General features: G+C 72.4%; 15 protein-coding genes. 4 read left to right on the top strand and 11 right to left on the bottom strand.

Going from position 1 to position 15,780, the window contains the following annotated elements; translation table 11 throughout:
* Positions 1 to 4 precede the first annotated feature (4 nt).
* Entirely contained in the window at positions 5 to 553 is a 549-nt protein-coding gene (locus tag KGD84_RS31130; RefSeq protein ID WP_220563862.1) for a SigE family RNA polymerase sigma factor, read from the bottom strand.
* Positions 554 to 682: 129 nt separating this feature from the next.
* Positions 683 to 862 (bottom strand): hypothetical protein, encoded by a 180-nt coding sequence (locus KGD84_RS31125; protein WP_220563861.1) that lies wholly within the window; start codon positions 860 to 862, stop codon positions 683 to 685.
* 272 nt (positions 863 to 1,134) lie between these two features.
* On the opposite strand from KGD84_RS31125, the gene KGD84_RS33660 reads away from it, so the two are divergent.
* Positions 1,135 to 2,106 carry a hypothetical protein gene (locus tag KGD84_RS33660; protein WP_220563860.1) on the top strand — a complete coding sequence of 324 codons (972 nt, stop codon included), beginning with the start codon at positions 1,135 to 1,137 and terminating at the stop codon, positions 2,104 to 2,106.
* A 1-nt stretch (position 2,107) separates the two neighbouring features.
* Positions 2,108 to 3,118 (top strand): MauE/DoxX family redox-associated membrane protein, encoded by a 1,011-nt coding sequence (locus tag KGD84_RS31115; protein ID WP_255646908.1) that lies wholly within the window; start codon positions 2,108 to 2,110, stop codon positions 3,116 to 3,118.
* Positions 3,119 to 3,122: 4 nt separating this feature from the next.
* Here the strand turns inward: KGD84_RS31115 and KGD84_RS31110 are convergent, their stop codons facing one another.
* Entirely contained in the window at positions 3,123 to 3,890 is a 768-nt protein-coding gene (locus KGD84_RS31110) for a hypothetical protein (protein ID WP_255646907.1), read from the bottom strand.
* Positions 3,891 to 3,998: 108 nt separating this feature from the next.
* Between KGD84_RS31110 and hisC the strand changes: the two genes are divergently transcribed.
* Positions 3,999 to 5,081 (top strand): histidinol-phosphate transaminase, encoded by a 1,083-nt coding sequence (gene hisC / locus KGD84_RS31105; protein ID WP_220563859.1) that lies wholly within the window; start codon positions 3,999 to 4,001, stop codon positions 5,079 to 5,081.
* A gap of 144 nt (positions 5,082 to 5,225) precedes the next feature.
* On the opposite strand, the gene KGD84_RS31100 is transcribed toward hisC, so the two are convergent.
* From KGD84_RS31100 to KGD84_RS31075, 6 genes are all read right to left on the bottom strand, one after another.
* On the bottom strand, positions 5,226 to 6,476 hold the full coding sequence (locus KGD84_RS31100; protein ID WP_245833275.1) for a transcriptional regulator: 1,251 nt from the start codon (positions 6,474 to 6,476) through the stop codon (positions 5,226 to 5,228).
* 266 nt (positions 6,477 to 6,742) lie between these two features.
* Positions 6,743 to 8,038: a UDP-N-acetylglucosamine 1-carboxyvinyltransferase gene (gene murA / locus KGD84_RS31095; protein WP_220565407.1), complete on the bottom strand. Its 1,296-nt coding sequence runs from the start codon at positions 8,036 to 8,038 to the stop codon at positions 6,743 to 6,745.
* Positions 8,039 to 8,424: 386 nt separating this feature from the next.
* Positions 8,425 to 9,330 carry a phosphoribosylaminoimidazolesuccinocarboxamide synthase gene (locus KGD84_RS31090; protein WP_220563858.1) on the bottom strand — a complete coding sequence of 302 codons (906 nt, stop codon included), beginning with the start codon at positions 9,328 to 9,330 and terminating at the stop codon, positions 8,425 to 8,427.
* Between the two features lie 34 nt (positions 9,331 to 9,364).
* Positions 9,365 to 10,615 carry a phosphoribosylamine--glycine ligase gene (purD, locus tag KGD84_RS31085; RefSeq protein ID WP_220563857.1) on the bottom strand — a complete coding sequence of 417 codons (1,251 nt, stop codon included), beginning with the start codon at positions 10,613 to 10,615 and terminating at the stop codon, positions 9,365 to 9,367.
* Positions 10,616 to 10,667: 52 nt separating this feature from the next.
* Positions 10,668 to 11,951 (bottom strand): adenylosuccinate synthase, encoded by a 1,284-nt coding sequence (locus tag KGD84_RS31080; protein ID WP_220563856.1) that lies wholly within the window; start codon positions 11,949 to 11,951, stop codon positions 10,668 to 10,670.
* A gap of 208 nt (positions 11,952 to 12,159) precedes the next feature.
* A complete protein-coding gene (locus KGD84_RS31075; protein ID WP_220563855.1) occupies positions 12,160 to 13,032 on the bottom strand; it encodes an NAD(P)-dependent oxidoreductase in 873 nt (290 codons plus the stop codon).
* A 92-nt stretch (positions 13,033 to 13,124) separates the two neighbouring features.
* On the opposite strand from KGD84_RS31075, the gene KGD84_RS31070 reads away from it, so the two are divergent.
* Entirely contained in the window at positions 13,125 to 13,721 is a 597-nt protein-coding gene (locus KGD84_RS31070) for a TetR/AcrR family transcriptional regulator (protein WP_220563854.1), read from the top strand.
* Positions 13,722 to 14,144: 423 nt separating this feature from the next.
* Here the strand turns inward: KGD84_RS31070 and KGD84_RS31065 are convergent, their stop codons facing one another.
* Together KGD84_RS31065 and fbaA are read right to left on the bottom strand one after the other, a co-directional pair.
* Positions 14,145 to 14,561, bottom strand: coding sequence for a DUF3151 domain-containing protein (locus KGD84_RS31065; RefSeq protein WP_220563853.1), 417 nt, complete (start codon positions 14,559 to 14,561; stop codon positions 14,145 to 14,147).
* Positions 14,562 to 14,715: 154 nt separating this feature from the next.
* A complete protein-coding gene (gene fbaA, locus KGD84_RS31060; protein WP_220563852.1) occupies positions 14,716 to 15,738 on the bottom strand; it encodes a class II fructose-bisphosphate aldolase in 1,023 nt (340 codons plus the stop codon).
* Positions 15,739 to 15,780 lie beyond the last annotated feature (42 nt).

The raw sequence follows: 15,780 nt of genomic DNA, 5'->3' as shown, positions 1-15,780 counted from the left end.
GGTGTCAGCCGGTGGTGCGTTCGATGATGAGGTCGGCGTCCCTGCGCAGCCGGTGCACGGCGCGCGAGAGGGTGCTCTTGACGGTGCCGAGGGTGACGCCCATGCGCTCGGCGATCTGGACCTCGGTGAGGTCCTCGTAGTAGCGGAGGATGACGGTGGTGCGCTGGCGGTCGGGCAGTTTGTCGATGGACCGGCGCACCACGTCGGCGAGGTCGCTGCGCCAGGTGGGGTCGTCCACCCGCTGCTCGGGGATCTCGTCGGTGGGGTACACGTCCAGCCTGCTGCGGCGCCACTCGGAGATCCGGGCGTTGACCATGGCCCGGCGCACGTACCCGTCGCGGGCGCGCGGGTCGCTGATGCGGTCCCAGGACAGGAAGGTCTTGACCAGGGCGGCCTGGAGCAGGTCCTCGGCGTCGTTGTGGCTGCCGGTGATGGAGCGGGCCATGCGCAGCAGGGCGGGGCCGCGCTCGGCCACGTAGCTGCTGAACTCCTCGTACCGGGGGGTCTGCTTGGTGCCTGCCACGTGTCCACCGCCCTTCGCCTCGCTCGGCATCGGCCTGTGGGCACAACTCTCACACAGTGAGCGCAAACTCCCGGGAACCTGGGTGCCACGCGCTGACAAACGGCGCGGCGGGGCCGCCTCCGCGTCCCGCCGCGCCCGCGCGCCCGCCCCCGGGGGGGGCTACAGGCCCAGGGAGGCCAGGGTTCCGCTCAGGGCGAGCTGGTCGGCGGTCGCCGCCACCAGGTGGTCGACGGCGGCGGCGACGGGGGCCAGCTCGGCGGCGGAGGCGGGGGAGGACAGGCCGACCAGGAGCAGCGGGACGGCGACGGCGACGGTGGCGGCACGGAGGCTCGTGTGCATCTGCGGGGCTCTCTCTCGTTCCATGGGTCCGCTGCGGCCCTGCGGCCACAGCCTGCACCCGGAAGATCGCACACGGTGCCAGCGCTTGTGGGGCGGTTGACGTGGAGTTCTTCTTTGGTCACACAAGGCGTCCGATGCGTCGCTCTTGGCAATGATCGGGACATGCGGTCGACATGAACCGCCGGGTTCCGGCGTGTGAGCCGTGACTCGGCCCCGTCATCCGGAGAATGGGCACTGTAGGACGAGTCGGGCGACAGGGGGATGCGAACGACATGTCAGTGATGACGGACAAACACCAAGATCGCGCACGGTTCACCGCGGCGCTCCTGGGCCCCGACACCGCGCCCGAGCCCACACCGCTCGGCGGCCGGGTGGCCCGCGGCGTCGTCGTCGACGCCACCTCCTACATGCTCTGCCTGGCCACACCCGCGGGGGAGGAGCGCTTCCTCTACGAACGCGTCACCTCGTTCTGGCGCGGCGGCGAGGTCCGGCCCACCGAGCTGCGGCCGGGCGACGACGCCGTCGTCCGCTGCTCGCACGACGGGCGCCTGGTCGCCGAACGGGTCTGGGCGCAGGCGGCCCGCGCCACCGGCGTGATCACCGACCACCACGACGACACCCTGGAGATCGACACCGGGCACGGCCGCCCCCGCCTTACCGTGGTCATCCCCTACCGCGCCTCGGGCCGCATCTCCGTGCGCCACCCGCGCCTGGAATCCGGGTACCTGTTCGACGCGGTCGGCGTCTGGCGTGACGGAGCGGTCTGGGCGGTGCGCCCGGCCACCACCCAGCCGCCCTACCCGCTGGCCGCGACGCCCCGGCGTCCGCCCACCGGCGAGTTCTCCGCCACCCTGAGCGGCATTGCTACCTGGTACGACCCCGCCTGGGGGCGCGCTTCGCACCTGGACCCGCGCGCCCACGCCACCGGCCTGGCCTACCCGGCGATCGACCGGGCCGGCCACACCCGGGACTGCGACCGGCGCACCTCCTGCGTGCCCCTGCCGCTGCTGTCCACCGGGGCCGTGGTGGGCCTGCGCAACGACTGCACCCGCGAGGCCGCCGCCCTGCCCGTCATCGACTGCGCCGCCGCTGACAGCTGGGTGTGCGACCTGTGCCCCACCTGCGGCGGCCAGGGGGCCGGACGGCTGGCCTCCCTCACCATGACCTCCTTCGTCGCCCTGGGCGGGCGGCTGGAGGACGGCTGCTTCAACGCGACCGTCACGGTCCACGACGGAGAGGTGTGACATGTCGGCGGAGATCCTCCAGGCGCTGAGAGAGGTCCAGCTGCCGCTCCTGGCGGTACTGCTGCTGTTCGGCGCGCTCACCAAGCTCGGCTCCCGGGACGCGTCCTCGGGGCTCTCGGTCCTGCTGCCCGCGCGCCTGCGCCGCCCCGCGGTGCTCGGCACCGGGCTGCTGGAGGCCGCACTGGCCGCAGGGCTGGTCCTGCTCTCCGGGGTGCCCGGAGAGGCGGTCCGGCTGCTCACCGCCCTGGTGTTCGCCGCGTCCGTCGCCGTGCTGCTGCTGGTCCGCCGCCGCGACCCGGAGGCGGGCTGCGGGTGCTTCGGCGGGCTCAGCCGGGCGCCCATCGGGTGGCGCACCCTGACCCGGGCCGGGCTGCTGTCGGCCGCGGCCCTGCTCACCCTGGGCCTGGAGCCCACCGCCTGGCAGGCGGTCCTGGGCGCGGGCCCGGCGCACGCCGCCGTGCTGGGCGCCGAGCTGCTCCTGCTGGCCGCGCTCAGCCCCGAACTCCGCGGGACCGCCGCCCGGCTGCGGCACCGCGAGCCCTGCGAGCTGCGGGAGGTCTCCGAGCGCGCGGTCTGGCGCAGGCTCCGCCGCAGCGACGTGTGGCGCACCAACAGGCCGATGCTGCTCGACACCGAGCCGCTCGACACCTGGCGCCACGGCTGCCACCGCTTCCTGCGCTACGACGGGCTGCGGCACGGCACCCGCGTGGACGTGGTCTTCGCGGTGCGCATCGGCGGGCGGCGGCGCACCGCCGTGCGCGCGGCCGTGGTGGACCGGGGGAGCGGTACGTCCGTGGCGTCCTTCGGCGCGGTGTCCGACCGCGAGCTCCAGGGGCCGCCGCGCAGGCTGCCCGGCCCGCGCCGGGCGGCGCGGCTGGACGCCCGGCGCCGGGACGAGGCCAGGGAGGCCGCGAGCCTGGGCAAGGCGCTGGAGAACCCCTCGGGGCGCTCCGACGCCTGGCCGAGCGAGGACCTGGAGGCGGAGGTGGCCGGCGGCCGCGGCGGGGCGTGACCCGCTAACCGAGCTTCTCCTGCTGGCGGTCCACGGAGGCGCGGGTGAACTCCACCAGCATCTCCTGGTAGTCCTCCAGGGCCCCCGGTCCCATGATCGAGGTGGTGCCGACCAGGTCGCCGTTGCGGTACATGACGCTGTACATGTGGTTGCGCTCGCCGTCGGTGTCCACGTCCACGGCGAAGCCGCGCGACTCGTCGCCCAGCGTCGGCAGTTCCGCGAGGTCGCGCACCTCGTAGCCGGAGGAGGTGCCGTCCTCGTAGGTGGCGGTGTAGGTGTCGCAGCCGGCGGGCGGCCGCGAGGCGATCGCCGCGGCCGCCCCCTCCTCGTCCAGCCGGACCAGGAGGTGGGTGAGCGAGCCCCGGTCCCACTCGTAGGAGGTCAGGGAGGCCGGTGCGGCCTGCACCGCCTCGGCGTCGGCCCACCGGTTGGCGGCGTCCAGGCAGTCGGGCTTGTCGAGCTCGGTGGAGGCCCGCACCTGCTCGCTGTACTGCACCGTGACCAGCTCGGAGTAGACGCCGGCCTCGCTGCCCTCGGGCATGATCTCGGCGCCCTCGAACGAGACGAGCTGGGCGTCGTGCAGCAGCGCGGCGGCCTCGGCCTGGTCACCGGTGCCCTCCTCGGTGGGGCCGCCGCAGGCGCCCAGGGCGAGGACGAGGGGCAGGCACGCGAAGACGCCCCATGATCGGACGGGCTGTCGGCCGCTGTCACGTGAGCGGCTCTGACCAGCGGCGATCTGAACCGTCGTGGCGGGTTCCGGACGCGAGCGCATGGTGTTGTCTCCTCAATTGTGCGATATTTCCGCTGGGAGCGGTGACCGACCCGCACACGGGATCGCTGAGCGTGGCGCGGGGTTAGCACAAAGTATTGAGGAAGGACAATGGTGTCGGAGTCGAAATCGCCATATCTGCGGTCGGTGCTGGGGAGCATCCCCGCCTACAAGCCGGGCAGGAAGGTCATCGGGCCCGACGGGCGATCCATCAAGCTGTCCTCCAACGAGAGCCCGTACGGACCGCTCCCGTCGGTGCGCGAGGCGATCGCCCGCGCCGCCGGGGACCTCAACCGCTACCCCGACCCGGGCGCGGCCGAGCTGACCGCGGCGCTGGCCCGCCGCCTGGACGTCCCCGAGGACCACATCGGCCTGGGCGCGGGCTCGGTCGGCCTGCTCCAGCAGCTGCTGGAGGCCGTCGGCGAGCCGGGCGCCGAGGTCGTCTACGCCTGGCGCTCCTTCGAGGCCTACCCGCTGCTCGCCGAGCTGGCGGGGGTGACCTCCGTGCGGGTGCCGCTGCGCGAGGAGACCCACGACCTCGACGCGATCCTCGACGCCGTCACCGAGAACACCCGCATGGTGCTGGTCTGCAACCCCAACAACCCCACCGGCACCACCGTGCGCGAGGCGGAGCTGACCGCCTTCCTGGACCGGGTCCCCGAGCACGTGCTGGTGATCCTCGACGAGGCCTACCGCGAGTACGTGCGCGACCCGCAGGTGCCCGACGGCGTCTCCCTGTACCGCGACCGGCCCAACGTGGCCGTCCTGCGCACCTTCTCCAAGGCCTACGGCCTGGCCGCGGTGCGCCTGGGCTTCCTGGTCGGCCACCCGCCGGTGGTCGCCGCCGTCCGCAAGACCCTGGTGCCGTTCGCGGTCAACCACCTGGCCCAGGCCGCGGGCATCGCCTCCCTGGAGGCCGAGGGCGAGCTGCTGGAGCGGGTGGACGCCACCGTCGCCGAGCGCGAGCGCGTGCGCGGGGCCCTGCTGGACGCCGGGTGGACCGTGCCGCCCACCGAGGCCAACTTCGTGTGGCTGCGCCTGGACGGGGACACCCTGGACTTCGCCGCCGAGTGCGCGAAGGCCGGCGTCTCCGTGCGCCCCTTCGAGGGCGAGGGCGCCCGCGTCAGCCTGGGCACCCCGGAGGAGAACGACGTCTTCCTCGGCGTCGCCCGCGAGTACCCGAAGCGCCGCTGAGGCGTGTGACCCTCGGGGCGTCGTCCGCTGCGGGCGGCGCCCCGGCCGTTCCCGAGAGGCGTCCCCGGCGGGGCGCTGGAGAACGGGAGGGGCGCCTCCCAGGGGGGAAGGCGCCCCGATACGGGGGTGCGGGCCGCGGTGCGGCTACTTGCCGGCCGCGTCCTTGTCGAGCTTCTCCACGATGAGCCGGTACAGCTGGCGGGGGCGCCCCGGCTGGAGTGTGCGGTTGGGGGGCAGGGGCCAGGCGAGCCCCTCCTCCACGAGGGTGCGCAGGAGCCGGCGCGCGGTCCGGGAGGTGACGCCGAGCATCCGTCCGGCGTTCTCCGCGTCGACGACGAGGGGGCCGTCCTCTTCCGCGATCTTCTCCGAAAGCCGAATCAGAGTCTCACGGCCCTTGGTGCGCAGCGGTTCGGAGGACTGCCGTGAGGGCGCGCGCTGGGCCGGGACCAGGGAACGACCCTCCCGGTCCACCGCGAAGCTCTGACGGGACGCCTGAGCGCGGTTCAGGGCCGCACGGGCGTGCGCCTCGGCGTCCTGGGTGGTGCGTCCCATGCCGATGCCCACCTCGATGGCGATCCCGAGCTCCGCCTTGATGCGCTCCACGAACGGCGGCTGCCGGAACCCCTCGGTCGCCGTGACGAGCGACCCCCGGGTCGCGGTGATCATGAACGAATGATCGTCCAGACGGTGCGCCGTGGCGTTGATCCGGTGGGCCTCCTGGAGCAGCAGCCGGTGCAGCGACAGCCGTAGCTCCTCCCGCCAGTAGCGGGGCGTGGACCGCCGCGAGGAGTCCCGCAGCGTCGGCACGTCGACCACGACCACGCCCAGCTGCGCCTCCTCCAGCCGGTGGTGGGCGCCCAGCAGGCCGGCCGTCTGCAGCGCGCTGCGCACCCCGGCGTTGGTCGGCCGCAGCCGGATCACCGGGACGCCGATCGCCTCCAGTCGCTCGGCGACCCCGCGCACGCAGGTGATCGCCATCTTGGTGGCCTTGCGCCGCCACAGGCCCTCGTGGAACGAGGTGAGCTGGGCGGTGTTGGTCAGTTCCTCGTGGACGTGGATGCCGTCCACGGGGAGGTCGACCTCGGAGTAGGCCTCGACGACGTCGGCGCGGCTGAGCACGTCCAGACTGGCTCTGGTCGGGTCGTAGCGCTCGTCCAGGGTGGCACGGAGCAGGGCCTCGTGCAGGCTGGCGCCCCCGAGCGGCACGTAGGTGGCGGGCATCGTCAGCACGCCGGCCTTCCGCGCGAACTCGTAGGGAACCGGGCTGGCGAACAGGTACGCGTCGATCGCCGAACCCAGCCTGACGACCTTGTCCGTCGCCTCTTGCTCATCTCGGTATGCGGCGGCGATGAGTCTGGCGTTGAGGGGTCCCGTGGACCCAGGACCCATGAGCATGACCCGTTCGACCACCTCATGGGGCCCTATGACGCCGATCGTCAAATCGCCAGTACGCTGGGCACTCACCTCGGGTTGCTCCCCGCTACCATTCCACGCTCTTCACTATGTGCGCCCACTGGTTTCCCGACCCGATCTCTGTCACGGCATGATTGCCGAGATCGTACCCATTGTGCGGGGCCAAAGAAGATCGTTTTCCATATCAACGCCGAAAGCCCGGGTGGGAGACGGGCTCCCACCCCGGCTTGAACTGCGCTTTCGACCCGCTACGAGACGACGACGCGCTCCACGTCGGCACCTAGCGCGGCGAGTCGCGTCGCGAACTGAGCGTGACCGCGGTCCACCAGATAACCAGGCGCAACGATTGTCTCACCTTCGGCGACCAGTCCGGCGAGAACCAGGGCCGCGCCGGTGCGCAGGTCGTGGGCGATCACCTCGGTGCCGCGCAGGTGGGTCGGGCCGTGCACGATGGCGCGGGTGCCCTCGACCTCGATCTTGGCGCCCATCTTGTTGAGCTCGTCGGCCAGCGCGAAGCGGCCGTCGTAGATCGCCTCGTGGATGTAGCTCTCACCCTCGGCCAGGGTGGCCAGGGCCATGAGCGGCGACTGCAGGTCGGTGGCGAAGCCCGGGAACGGCGAGGTGACCGCGTTGATCGGGCGCAGCGGCACGGACGGGTCGCGGGTCACGTGCAGGACCGCGCCCTCCTGGGAGAACTCGACGCCCATCTGCTCGAGCTTCCAGCGGGCCACGCCCAGGTGGTCCAGGTTGGCCCCGACCAGGCTGACCTCGCCGCCGGTGGCCGCGACGGTCATCGCGAACACGCCCGCGTCGATGCGGTCCGACATGATCGTGTGCTCGACCGCGGTGAGCTCCTCGACGCCCTGGACCGTGATGAGGCCGGTGCCGCCGCCGGTGATCTTGGCGCCCATGGCGGTGAGGAACGCGATGACGTCCAGGACCTCGGGCTCCAGCGCGGCGTGCTCGATCACCGTGGTGCCGGGGGCCAGGACCGCGGCCATGATGAGGTTCTCGGTGCCGGTGTGGGACGGGGTGTCCAGGTACAGGCGACCGCCGCGGAGGTTGGAGGCCTCGACGTTGATGTGGTTGCGCTCGGGGTCCTCGGTGACCTCGGCGCCCAGGCGCGCGAAGCCCCGGTAGTGGAAGTCCAGGTTGCGGCTGCCCAGGTTGCACCCGCCGACGCCCTCGATGCGGGCGCGGCCGGTGCGGTGCATCAGCGCCGGGACGAAGAGCACCGAGCCGCGGAAGCGCGACGCGATCTCGGCCGGGAGAACGGCCCGCTCGGGGTCGTTGAGCCCGGAGGCGTCGATGACCACGGTTCGCTCCGCCTCGTGGAACTCGACCTTGGCGCCGATGTGCTCGGCGAGTTCGAGGGAGCGGTAGACATCCTCGATGACGGGGACGTTGCGCAGCACCGTACGACCCTTGGCCGCAAGGAGAGCGGCTCCGATCATCGGCAGGACGGCGTTCTTCGCGCCCTGGATGAACGCCGTACCACTGAGGGGGCGTCCGCCGCGGACGCGGTAACGAACCTCCTGGCCCATGCTCATGTGCTCCTTTGTGAGGCAGATGTGAAAAAAGGTCACCCTCGTCGGGTTTCGCCTATGTGCGTTTTAGACGCGGGTTTCCCCTGGAACGTTCGACGAACTCGTGTGTGACCTGCACGGCCAGCGAACCGGTGTGTTCGCGATGACTCTATAGCACCCTCCGGCCCGGACCGGTCCAGAACGTGGTATACCCGCAGATCGGGCAGAGAGTCCCGTGAAACGGCCAAAGAGGTACTCGTCCAACGGAAAAGACCAGGGTAGGTGTGGGGAGGCCGTATGCATGGCCGGACACCGGACAGGTGCCGCATACGACCCCACCACCATACGCGCTTCAGGCGACCATTCCGAGACCAGCGTGCCCGGAATCACTCGCCCGCGCCGTGTCAAAGCTTCGGTTCGGATCCGGTGAGCCGACGGAAGATCTCCGTGTAGCGGCCGAGCGTGTGCTCCACCACCGACTCGGGGAGCTCCGGCGGCGGGGCGTCCGCGGCGCGGTCCCAGCCCGACTCCGCAGAGGTCAGCCAGTCGCGGACCACCTGCTTGTCGAAGGACGGCTGCGGGCCGCCCGGCGCCCACTCGTCCGCGGGCCAGTACCGGGACGAGTCCGGGGTGAACACCTCGTCGGCCAGCACCAGCGCGCCGTCGGTGTCGCGGCCGAACTCGAACTTGGTGTCGGCCAGCAGCACGCCGCGCTCGCGTGCCACCTCGCGGCCGCGCGTGTACACGCGCAGGGTGAGGTCGCGCAGCGCGCCGGCCAGCTCGGCGCCGTGCCGGGCCGCGACCGTCTCGAACGACACGTTCTCGTCGTGGTCGCCCACCTCGGCCTTGGTGGCCGGGGTGAAGACCGGCTCTGCCAGCTCCGAGCCGTCGACCAGGCCCTCCGGCAGCGGCACCCCGCACACGGTGCCGTCCACCCGGTACTCGGCGAGGCCGGAACCGGTCAGGTAGCCGCGGGCCACGCACTCCACCGGCACCATGTCCAACCTGCGGCACACCAGGGTCCGCCCGGCCCAGTCGGCGGGCGCGCCCTGCGGCGGCACGTCCGACACCACGTGGTTGGGGACCAGGTCGGCGACCCGGTCGAACCACCACAGGGACAGCTGCGTCAGCAGCCGGCCCTTGCCCGGGATCTCGGTGGGCAGCACCCAGTCGAACGCGGAGAGCCGGTCGCTGGCCACCATCACCAGCTCGCCGGACCCGGTGGTGTACAGGTCGCGGACCTTGCCGGTGTGCAGATGGGTCAGGCCCTCGACCCGGACCGGCTCGGGCCGGACGACGAAACCGCTCATGGGAGTCCTTCGTTTCTACGGTGCGGGTCCGCCGCTACAGCTCGGCGGCGGCCCGCTCGGCGATGTCGGTCCGGTGGAACGAACCGCGCAGCTCGATCCGGGACACCGCGGCGTAGGCGCTCTCGCGCGCCCGCGCCAGGTCGGCGCCGGTGCCCACCACGCTGAGCACCCGGCCGCCCGAGGAGACCACGTCGCGGGCCCCGCTCCAGGAGGTCCCGGCGTGCAGCACGTAGGCGCCCTCGACGGCGTTCGCCGCGTCCAGGCCGCTGATGGCGTCGCCCTTGACCGGGTCGCCCGGGTAGTTCTCGGCGGACACCACGACGGTGACCGCGGCGCCCGGCTTCCACTGGAGGGAGCCGATGCCCTTCAGCCCGGAGGTGTCGGTGGCCTGGAGGACCGCGCCGATCGGGGTGGCCAGCCGGTCCAGCACCACCTGGGTCTCCGGGTCGCCGAAGCGGGCGTTGAACTCGACCACGCGCGGGCCCTTGGAGGTGAGCGCCAGGCCCACGTACAGCAGGCCCTGGTAGCGGGTGCCGCGCCGGTTCATCTCCTGGAGGGTCGGCCGCACGACCGACTCCATGACCTGGTCCACCAGGCCGGCGGGGGCCCACGGCAGCGGGGCGTAGGCGCCCATGCCGCCGGTGTTGGGGCCCTGGTCGCCGTCGTAGGCCCGCTTGAAGTCCTGGGCCGGCAGCAGCGGCAGCGCGTGGACGCCGTCGCTCAGCACGAACAGCGACACCTCCGGGCCGTCGAGGTACTCCTCGATGACGACCCGGCCGCACTCGCGCGCGTGCCGCTCGGCCAGCGCCCGGTCGTCGGTGACGACGACGCCCTTGCCCGCCGCCAGGCCGTCGTTCTTGACCACGTAGGGGGCGCCGAACTCGTCGAGCGCCTCGGACACCTGGCCCGCCGAGCGGCACACCCTGGCCTTGGCGGTGGGCACGCCCGCCGTCTCCATGACCTCCTTGGCGAACGCCTTGGAGCCCTCCAGCCGGGCGGCCTCCCGGTCCGGGCCGAACACCGGGATGCCGCGCTCGCGCAGCGCGTCGGCAACCCCGGCCACCAGCGGCGCCTCCGGGCCGATGACGACCAGCTCCGCCCGGATGCGCGCGGCCAGCTCGGTCACCGCCAGTCCGTCGGTCACGTTGATCACGTGGTTCTCGGCCAGCTCCGAGATCCCCGGGTTGCCCGGGGCGCAGTGGATGTCGGTGACACCCGGGTCGAGGGACAGCGCGCGGACGAGGGCGTGCTCGCGGCCTCCGCCGCCGAGGACGAGGGCTTTCACTACTGGGGGCCTCTTCGTGTGGGAGGACGGACAGCGGACAGGCGGGCGCCGGTCAGACCAGGGACCGCAGCTCGAGGGTCTGGTCGCGGCCGGGGCCGACCCCGATGGCGGAGACCGGCGCTCCGGCCATCTCCTCCAGGGTACGCACGTACGCCTGGGCGTTCTTGGGAAGTTCGTCGAATTCCCGGGCTCCGGTGATGTCCTCCGACCAGCCGTCGAGGTACTCGTAGACCGGCGTCGCGTGGTGGAAGTCGGTCTGGGTCATCGGGATCTCGTCGTGGCGGACCCCGTCGACGTCGTAGGCGACGCAGACCGGGATGCGCTCCAGGCCGGTGAGCACGTCGAGCTTGGTCAGGAAGAAGTCGGTGATGCCGTTGACGCGGGTCGCGTACCGGGCGATGGGCGCGTCGAACCAGCCGCAGCGGCGGTCGCGGCCGGTGGTGACCCCGTACTCGTGGCCCTGGGTGCGCAGCCAGGCGCCCTGCTCGTCGAGCAGCTCGGTCGGGAAGGGGCCCGAGCCGACGCGGGTGGTGTAGGCCTTGAGGATGCCGACGACCTTGGTGATGCGGGTGGGGCCGATGCCCGACCCGGCGGCCGCGCCGCCCGCGGTGGGCGAGGAGGACGTGACGAACGGGTAGGTGCCGTGGTCGATGTCCAGCAGGGTGCCCTGCGAGCCCTCCAGGTAGACGGTCTTGCCGTCGTCCAGCGCCCGGTTGAGGATCAGCGAGGTGTCCGCCACGAAGGGGCGGATCTTCTCGGCGTAGCCGAGGTACTCCTCGATGATCGGCTCGGCCTCCAGGGCGCGCCGGTTGTAGACCTTGGTGAGGAGCTGGTTCTTGTCGTTGAGGGCCAGCTCGATCTTCTTGCGCAGGATCTTGGGGTCGAACATGTCCTGCACTCGCACGCCCTGGCGGGACACCTTGTCGGCGTAGGTCGGGCCGATGCCGCGCCCGGTGGTGCCGATCCGGCCCTTGCCCAGGAAGCGCTCGCTGACCCGGTCCAGGGCCCGGTGGTAGGGCATGATCAGGTGCGCGTTGGCGGAGATGAGCAGGCGCGAGGTGTCGACGCCGCGGGCGTCGAGCCCGTCCAGCTCCTCGAAGAGGACGCCCGGGTCGATCACGACGCCGTTGGCGATGACCGGGACCACGTTCGGCGAGAGGATGCCCGACGGCAGCAGGTGCAGGGCGTATTTCTGGTCGCCGATGACCACCGTGTGCCCGGCGTTGTTGCCGCCCTGGTAGCGGACCACGTAGTCCACGCGGTCGCCCACAAGGTCGGTCGCCTTGCCCTTGCCCTCGTCGCCCCACTGGGCACCCACGAGCGTGATCGCCGGCATTGGTCACTACCTTTTCGCTCGACACCTGACCGGGGTGTTCCCGACCCCGAACATGGATGAACCCCTGGCGCAAGGCAGCGACAGGGGCCGTTGCGTATTGAGGGTACACGACCCGTCCGTCCCGGTTAAGTGGCGCCCACGAGGGGGTTTCCTCACGTCGAACCGGGTGGGGCGGCCCGTGGCTCCGGTTTCGCGGGCGGGTCCTCCCTCACGCGCGGTGCAGCAGGTGCAGGAGAGAGGTGAGGCTCTCATCGGCGTGGCCGCGGTCGACCCCGGCCCGGGCCAGCGCCAGGACCGCCGCCGGCAGCGCCGGGTCCACCCCGGCCCGGTCGGCCGTGTCCACGACGTGCTCGATGCTCGCCGCCGCCATGGAGAGGCGTTCGGCGTCGCCGCCGTGCTCACCGGCGTCGACGCGGGGACTGTAGAAGCGGAACATCTGCTCCAGAGAGGCGGCGGTGGAGGCGGCCTGGGGCAGGAACTCCTGCGCGCTGACCCCGTGCGCCCGGGCGACGGCCACACTGTGCAGCCACCCGGCGAGGCCGGTCCAGAAGAGGTCCATTCCCAGCTGGTAGTGGAGCGGGGCCAGCGCCGGGTCCTCGCCCCGGTAATCGGTCCCGGTGAGGACGGACAGGGTGTCCGCGTACCGGTCGAAGACCTCGCGGGGGCCGCTGTAGAACGTGGAGGTCCCCGGCGCGCCGATGCCGGAGGGGTCCGCCTGCACCCCGCCGGTCAGGTGGTGCGCGCCGTGCCCGGCGAGCCAGGCGGAGGCCTCGCGGGCACGGTCGGGGGTGTCGGAGCTCAGGTTGACGATCACCCGCCCGGCCAGGGCGTCCGCGGCCGGGGTGAGCAGGTCGTACACGGCGGCGTAGTCGGTGAGGCTGAGGACGGCCAGCTCGTTGGCGCGCAGCGCGTCGGCGACGGTCGGCGCGGCGGTCGCGCCCAGGGCGACCAGGGGCTCGGCCTTGGCCGCGGTGCGGTTCCACACGGTGACGGTGTGGCCGCGGTCCAGGAAGGCGCGGGCCATGGCGGCGCCCATGGGGCCCAGGCCGATGACGGTGACGGGGGCGGGGTTCTCTTCCATTGTCTGCACCTCTCTAAAACGAACGTTCTATTCGGTCGGGAGACCATAGCAGACTCTAGAGCGAACGTTCTATTCAGTACGATGGCGGTGTGATGACCAAGGCAGCGGCGCCCGACGGCGCCCCCGGCACCCGCGAGCGCATCGTCGCCGCCGCCTCGCACCTCATGCAGCGGCGGGGCTACGACGGCACCGGCGTCAAGCAGATCTCGGTGGAGGCGGGGGCCACGCTCGGCTCGGTGTACCACTTCTTCCCCGGCGGGAAGAAGGAGCTGGCGATCGCCGCGATCGAGCGCGGAGACCGGGAGTTCGCCGAGGAGCTGGAGCGGATCCTGGCCGCGGAGGAGGACCCGGCCGCGGCGGTGGAGGAGTGCGCCCGCGTGATCGCCGACGGGCTGCGTGACTCCGACTGGGCGGACGGCTGCCCGGTGACCTCGACCGCCCTGGGGGTGGCCGTCGGCGTGCCGGAGATCGGCCGCGCCGCCGACGCCGCGCTGGCCCGCTGGCGCGCCCTGGTCGCGGAGCGCCTGATCGCGGTGGGCGTCGCCGAGGACGACGCGCACGACCTGGGGTACACGGTCATCAGCACCCTGGAGGGCGCCGAGACCGCCGCCCAGCTGGCCCGCGACAGCACCCCGCTGCGGATCGCGGGCCGCCACCTGGCCCGCCTGATCCGCCTGCACCTTCCCTGACACCCCGCGCGGGCGGGGGCGGCCGTCCCGCGGCGGGTCGACCACGGGTGCCCACACGGATGTCCCTCCGCGCGGGCTGGGGCGGCCGCCGCCGATGAGGTCGCGCATCAGGGGCTCGGGCCGTCCCTCCGCGCGGGCGGGGGCGGTCGTCCCGTAGCGGGTCGACCATGGGCGTTCACATGGACGTCCCCTCTGCGCGGGCGGGGGCGGCTCAGGCCGGGGAGGCCGTCCGGTGCGCGGGAGCTCCGGACCGGTCACCCGTGCCCGTCTGCGGTCCTCCTCCGGTCATGGCGGGAAGCGGCCGCCGGAGGGATCGGCGCCTCGGGTGGGTGAGACCGGCCGTGCTCGTCTGCGGTCCTCCCCCAAGTGTGGTGGGGCGGCCGCCGCTGGAGCGTGTGCCCGGACGGGCGGCCGCCCGGCGGGTCAGGCGTTGAGGGCCTTGTCGGCCTCGGCGCTGGAGTCGCGCAGGAAGGTGGCGCAGCGCTCGGCCTCCTGGGCCTCGCCGATCTGCTCGGCGGCCTTGCCCAGGGCGTGCAGCGCGCGCAGGAAGCCCTGGTTGGGCTCGTGCTCCCAGGGGATGGGGCCGTGGCCCTTCCAGCCGGAGCGGCGCAGCTGGTCCAGGCCGCGGTGGTAGCCGGTGCGCGCGTAGGCGTAGGCGGCGACCGGCTCGCCAGCGGCCAGGGCGTTCTCGGCCAGGCGGGCCCAGGCGGCCGAGTACTCCGGGAACCGTCCGGCGACCGGGGCGGGGTCGGTGGCCGCGGCCAGCGCCTCGCGGGCCTCGGCGTTGTCGGGCAGACGGGTCTCGGGCGGCTCGTTGAGCAGGTTCTGGTGCAGGTTCATGGATCCCATCCTGCCACCGCCGCCGGGCCCGGCACCGGTCGTCCACAGGCCGGATCCGGGCGCCGTCCCTCGGCGCCCGCCGTCCGGGCCCGGAACGCAAGGCGCCCGGCGGCCGTGCCGGCCGCCGGGCGCCCACGCGCGTCGGACGCGGTGACTACTTCATCCGGTTGCCGGCGGACTTGAGCTGCTGGGCGGCCTCCACCACGCGGGCGGCCATGCCGGCCTCGGCGGCCTTGCCGTAGGCGCGCGGGTCGTAGGCCTTCTTGCTGCCGATCTCGCCGTCGATCTTCAGCACGCCGTCGTAGTTCTTCAGCATGTGGTCCACGATCGGGCGGGTGAACGCGTACTGCGTGTCGGTGTCGATGTTCATCTTCACCACGCCGTACTCGATGGCCTCGTGGATCTCCTCCAGGGTGGAGCCGGAGCCGCCGTGGAAGACGAAGTCGAACGCCTTGGTCCGGCCGTACTTCTCGGCCACGGCCTCCTGGGCCTTCTTCAGGACCTCCGGGCGCAGCTTCACGAAGCCGGGCTTGTAGGAGCCGTGCACGTTGCCGAAGGTCAGGGCGGTCATGTAGTAGCCCTTCTCCCCGAGGCCGAGGACCTCGGCGGTGCGCAGGGCGTCCTCCGGGGTGGTGTACAGCTTCTCGTTGATCTCGCCGACGATGCCGTCCTCCTCGCCGCCGACGACGCCCACCTCGATCTCCAGGATGGTGCGGGCCTCCTTGGAGGACGCCAGCAGCTCCTCGGCGATGCGGAGGTTCTCCTCCAGCTCCACCGCCGAGCCGTCCCACATGTGGGACTGGAACAGCGGGTCCTGGCCCTTGGCCACGCGCTCCTTGGAGATCTCGAGCAGCGGGCGGACGAACCCGTCGAGCTTGTTCTCGGGGCAGTGGTCGGTGTGCAGGGCGACGTTGACCGGGTACTTGTCCGCGACGACGCGGGCGTACTCGGCGAACGCCACCGAGCCGGTGACCATGTCCTTGACCGTGGCACCCGACAGGAACTCGGCGCCGCCGGTGGAGATCTGGACGATGCCGTCGCTTTCGGCCTCGGCGAAGCCCCGCAGCGCGGCGTGCAGGGTCTGGCTGGAGGTCACGTTGATGGCCGGGTAGGCGAAGCCCTGGGACTTCGCGCGGCTCAGCATCTCGGTGTAGACCTCGGGGCTGGCGATGGGCATGCTTGACTCTCCCTGGAATCGGACCTGGAGCGAGCGGCCGCC

It is taken from the genome of Nocardiopsis changdeensis (assembly GCF_018316655.1).
GTDB classification, from domain to species: Bacteria; Actinomycetota; Actinomycetes; order Streptosporangiales; family Streptosporangiaceae; genus Nocardiopsis; species Nocardiopsis changdeensis.
The sequence above is the reverse complement of the archived record's forward strand: the minus strand, read 5'-3'. Positions and strand labels throughout refer to the sequence as shown.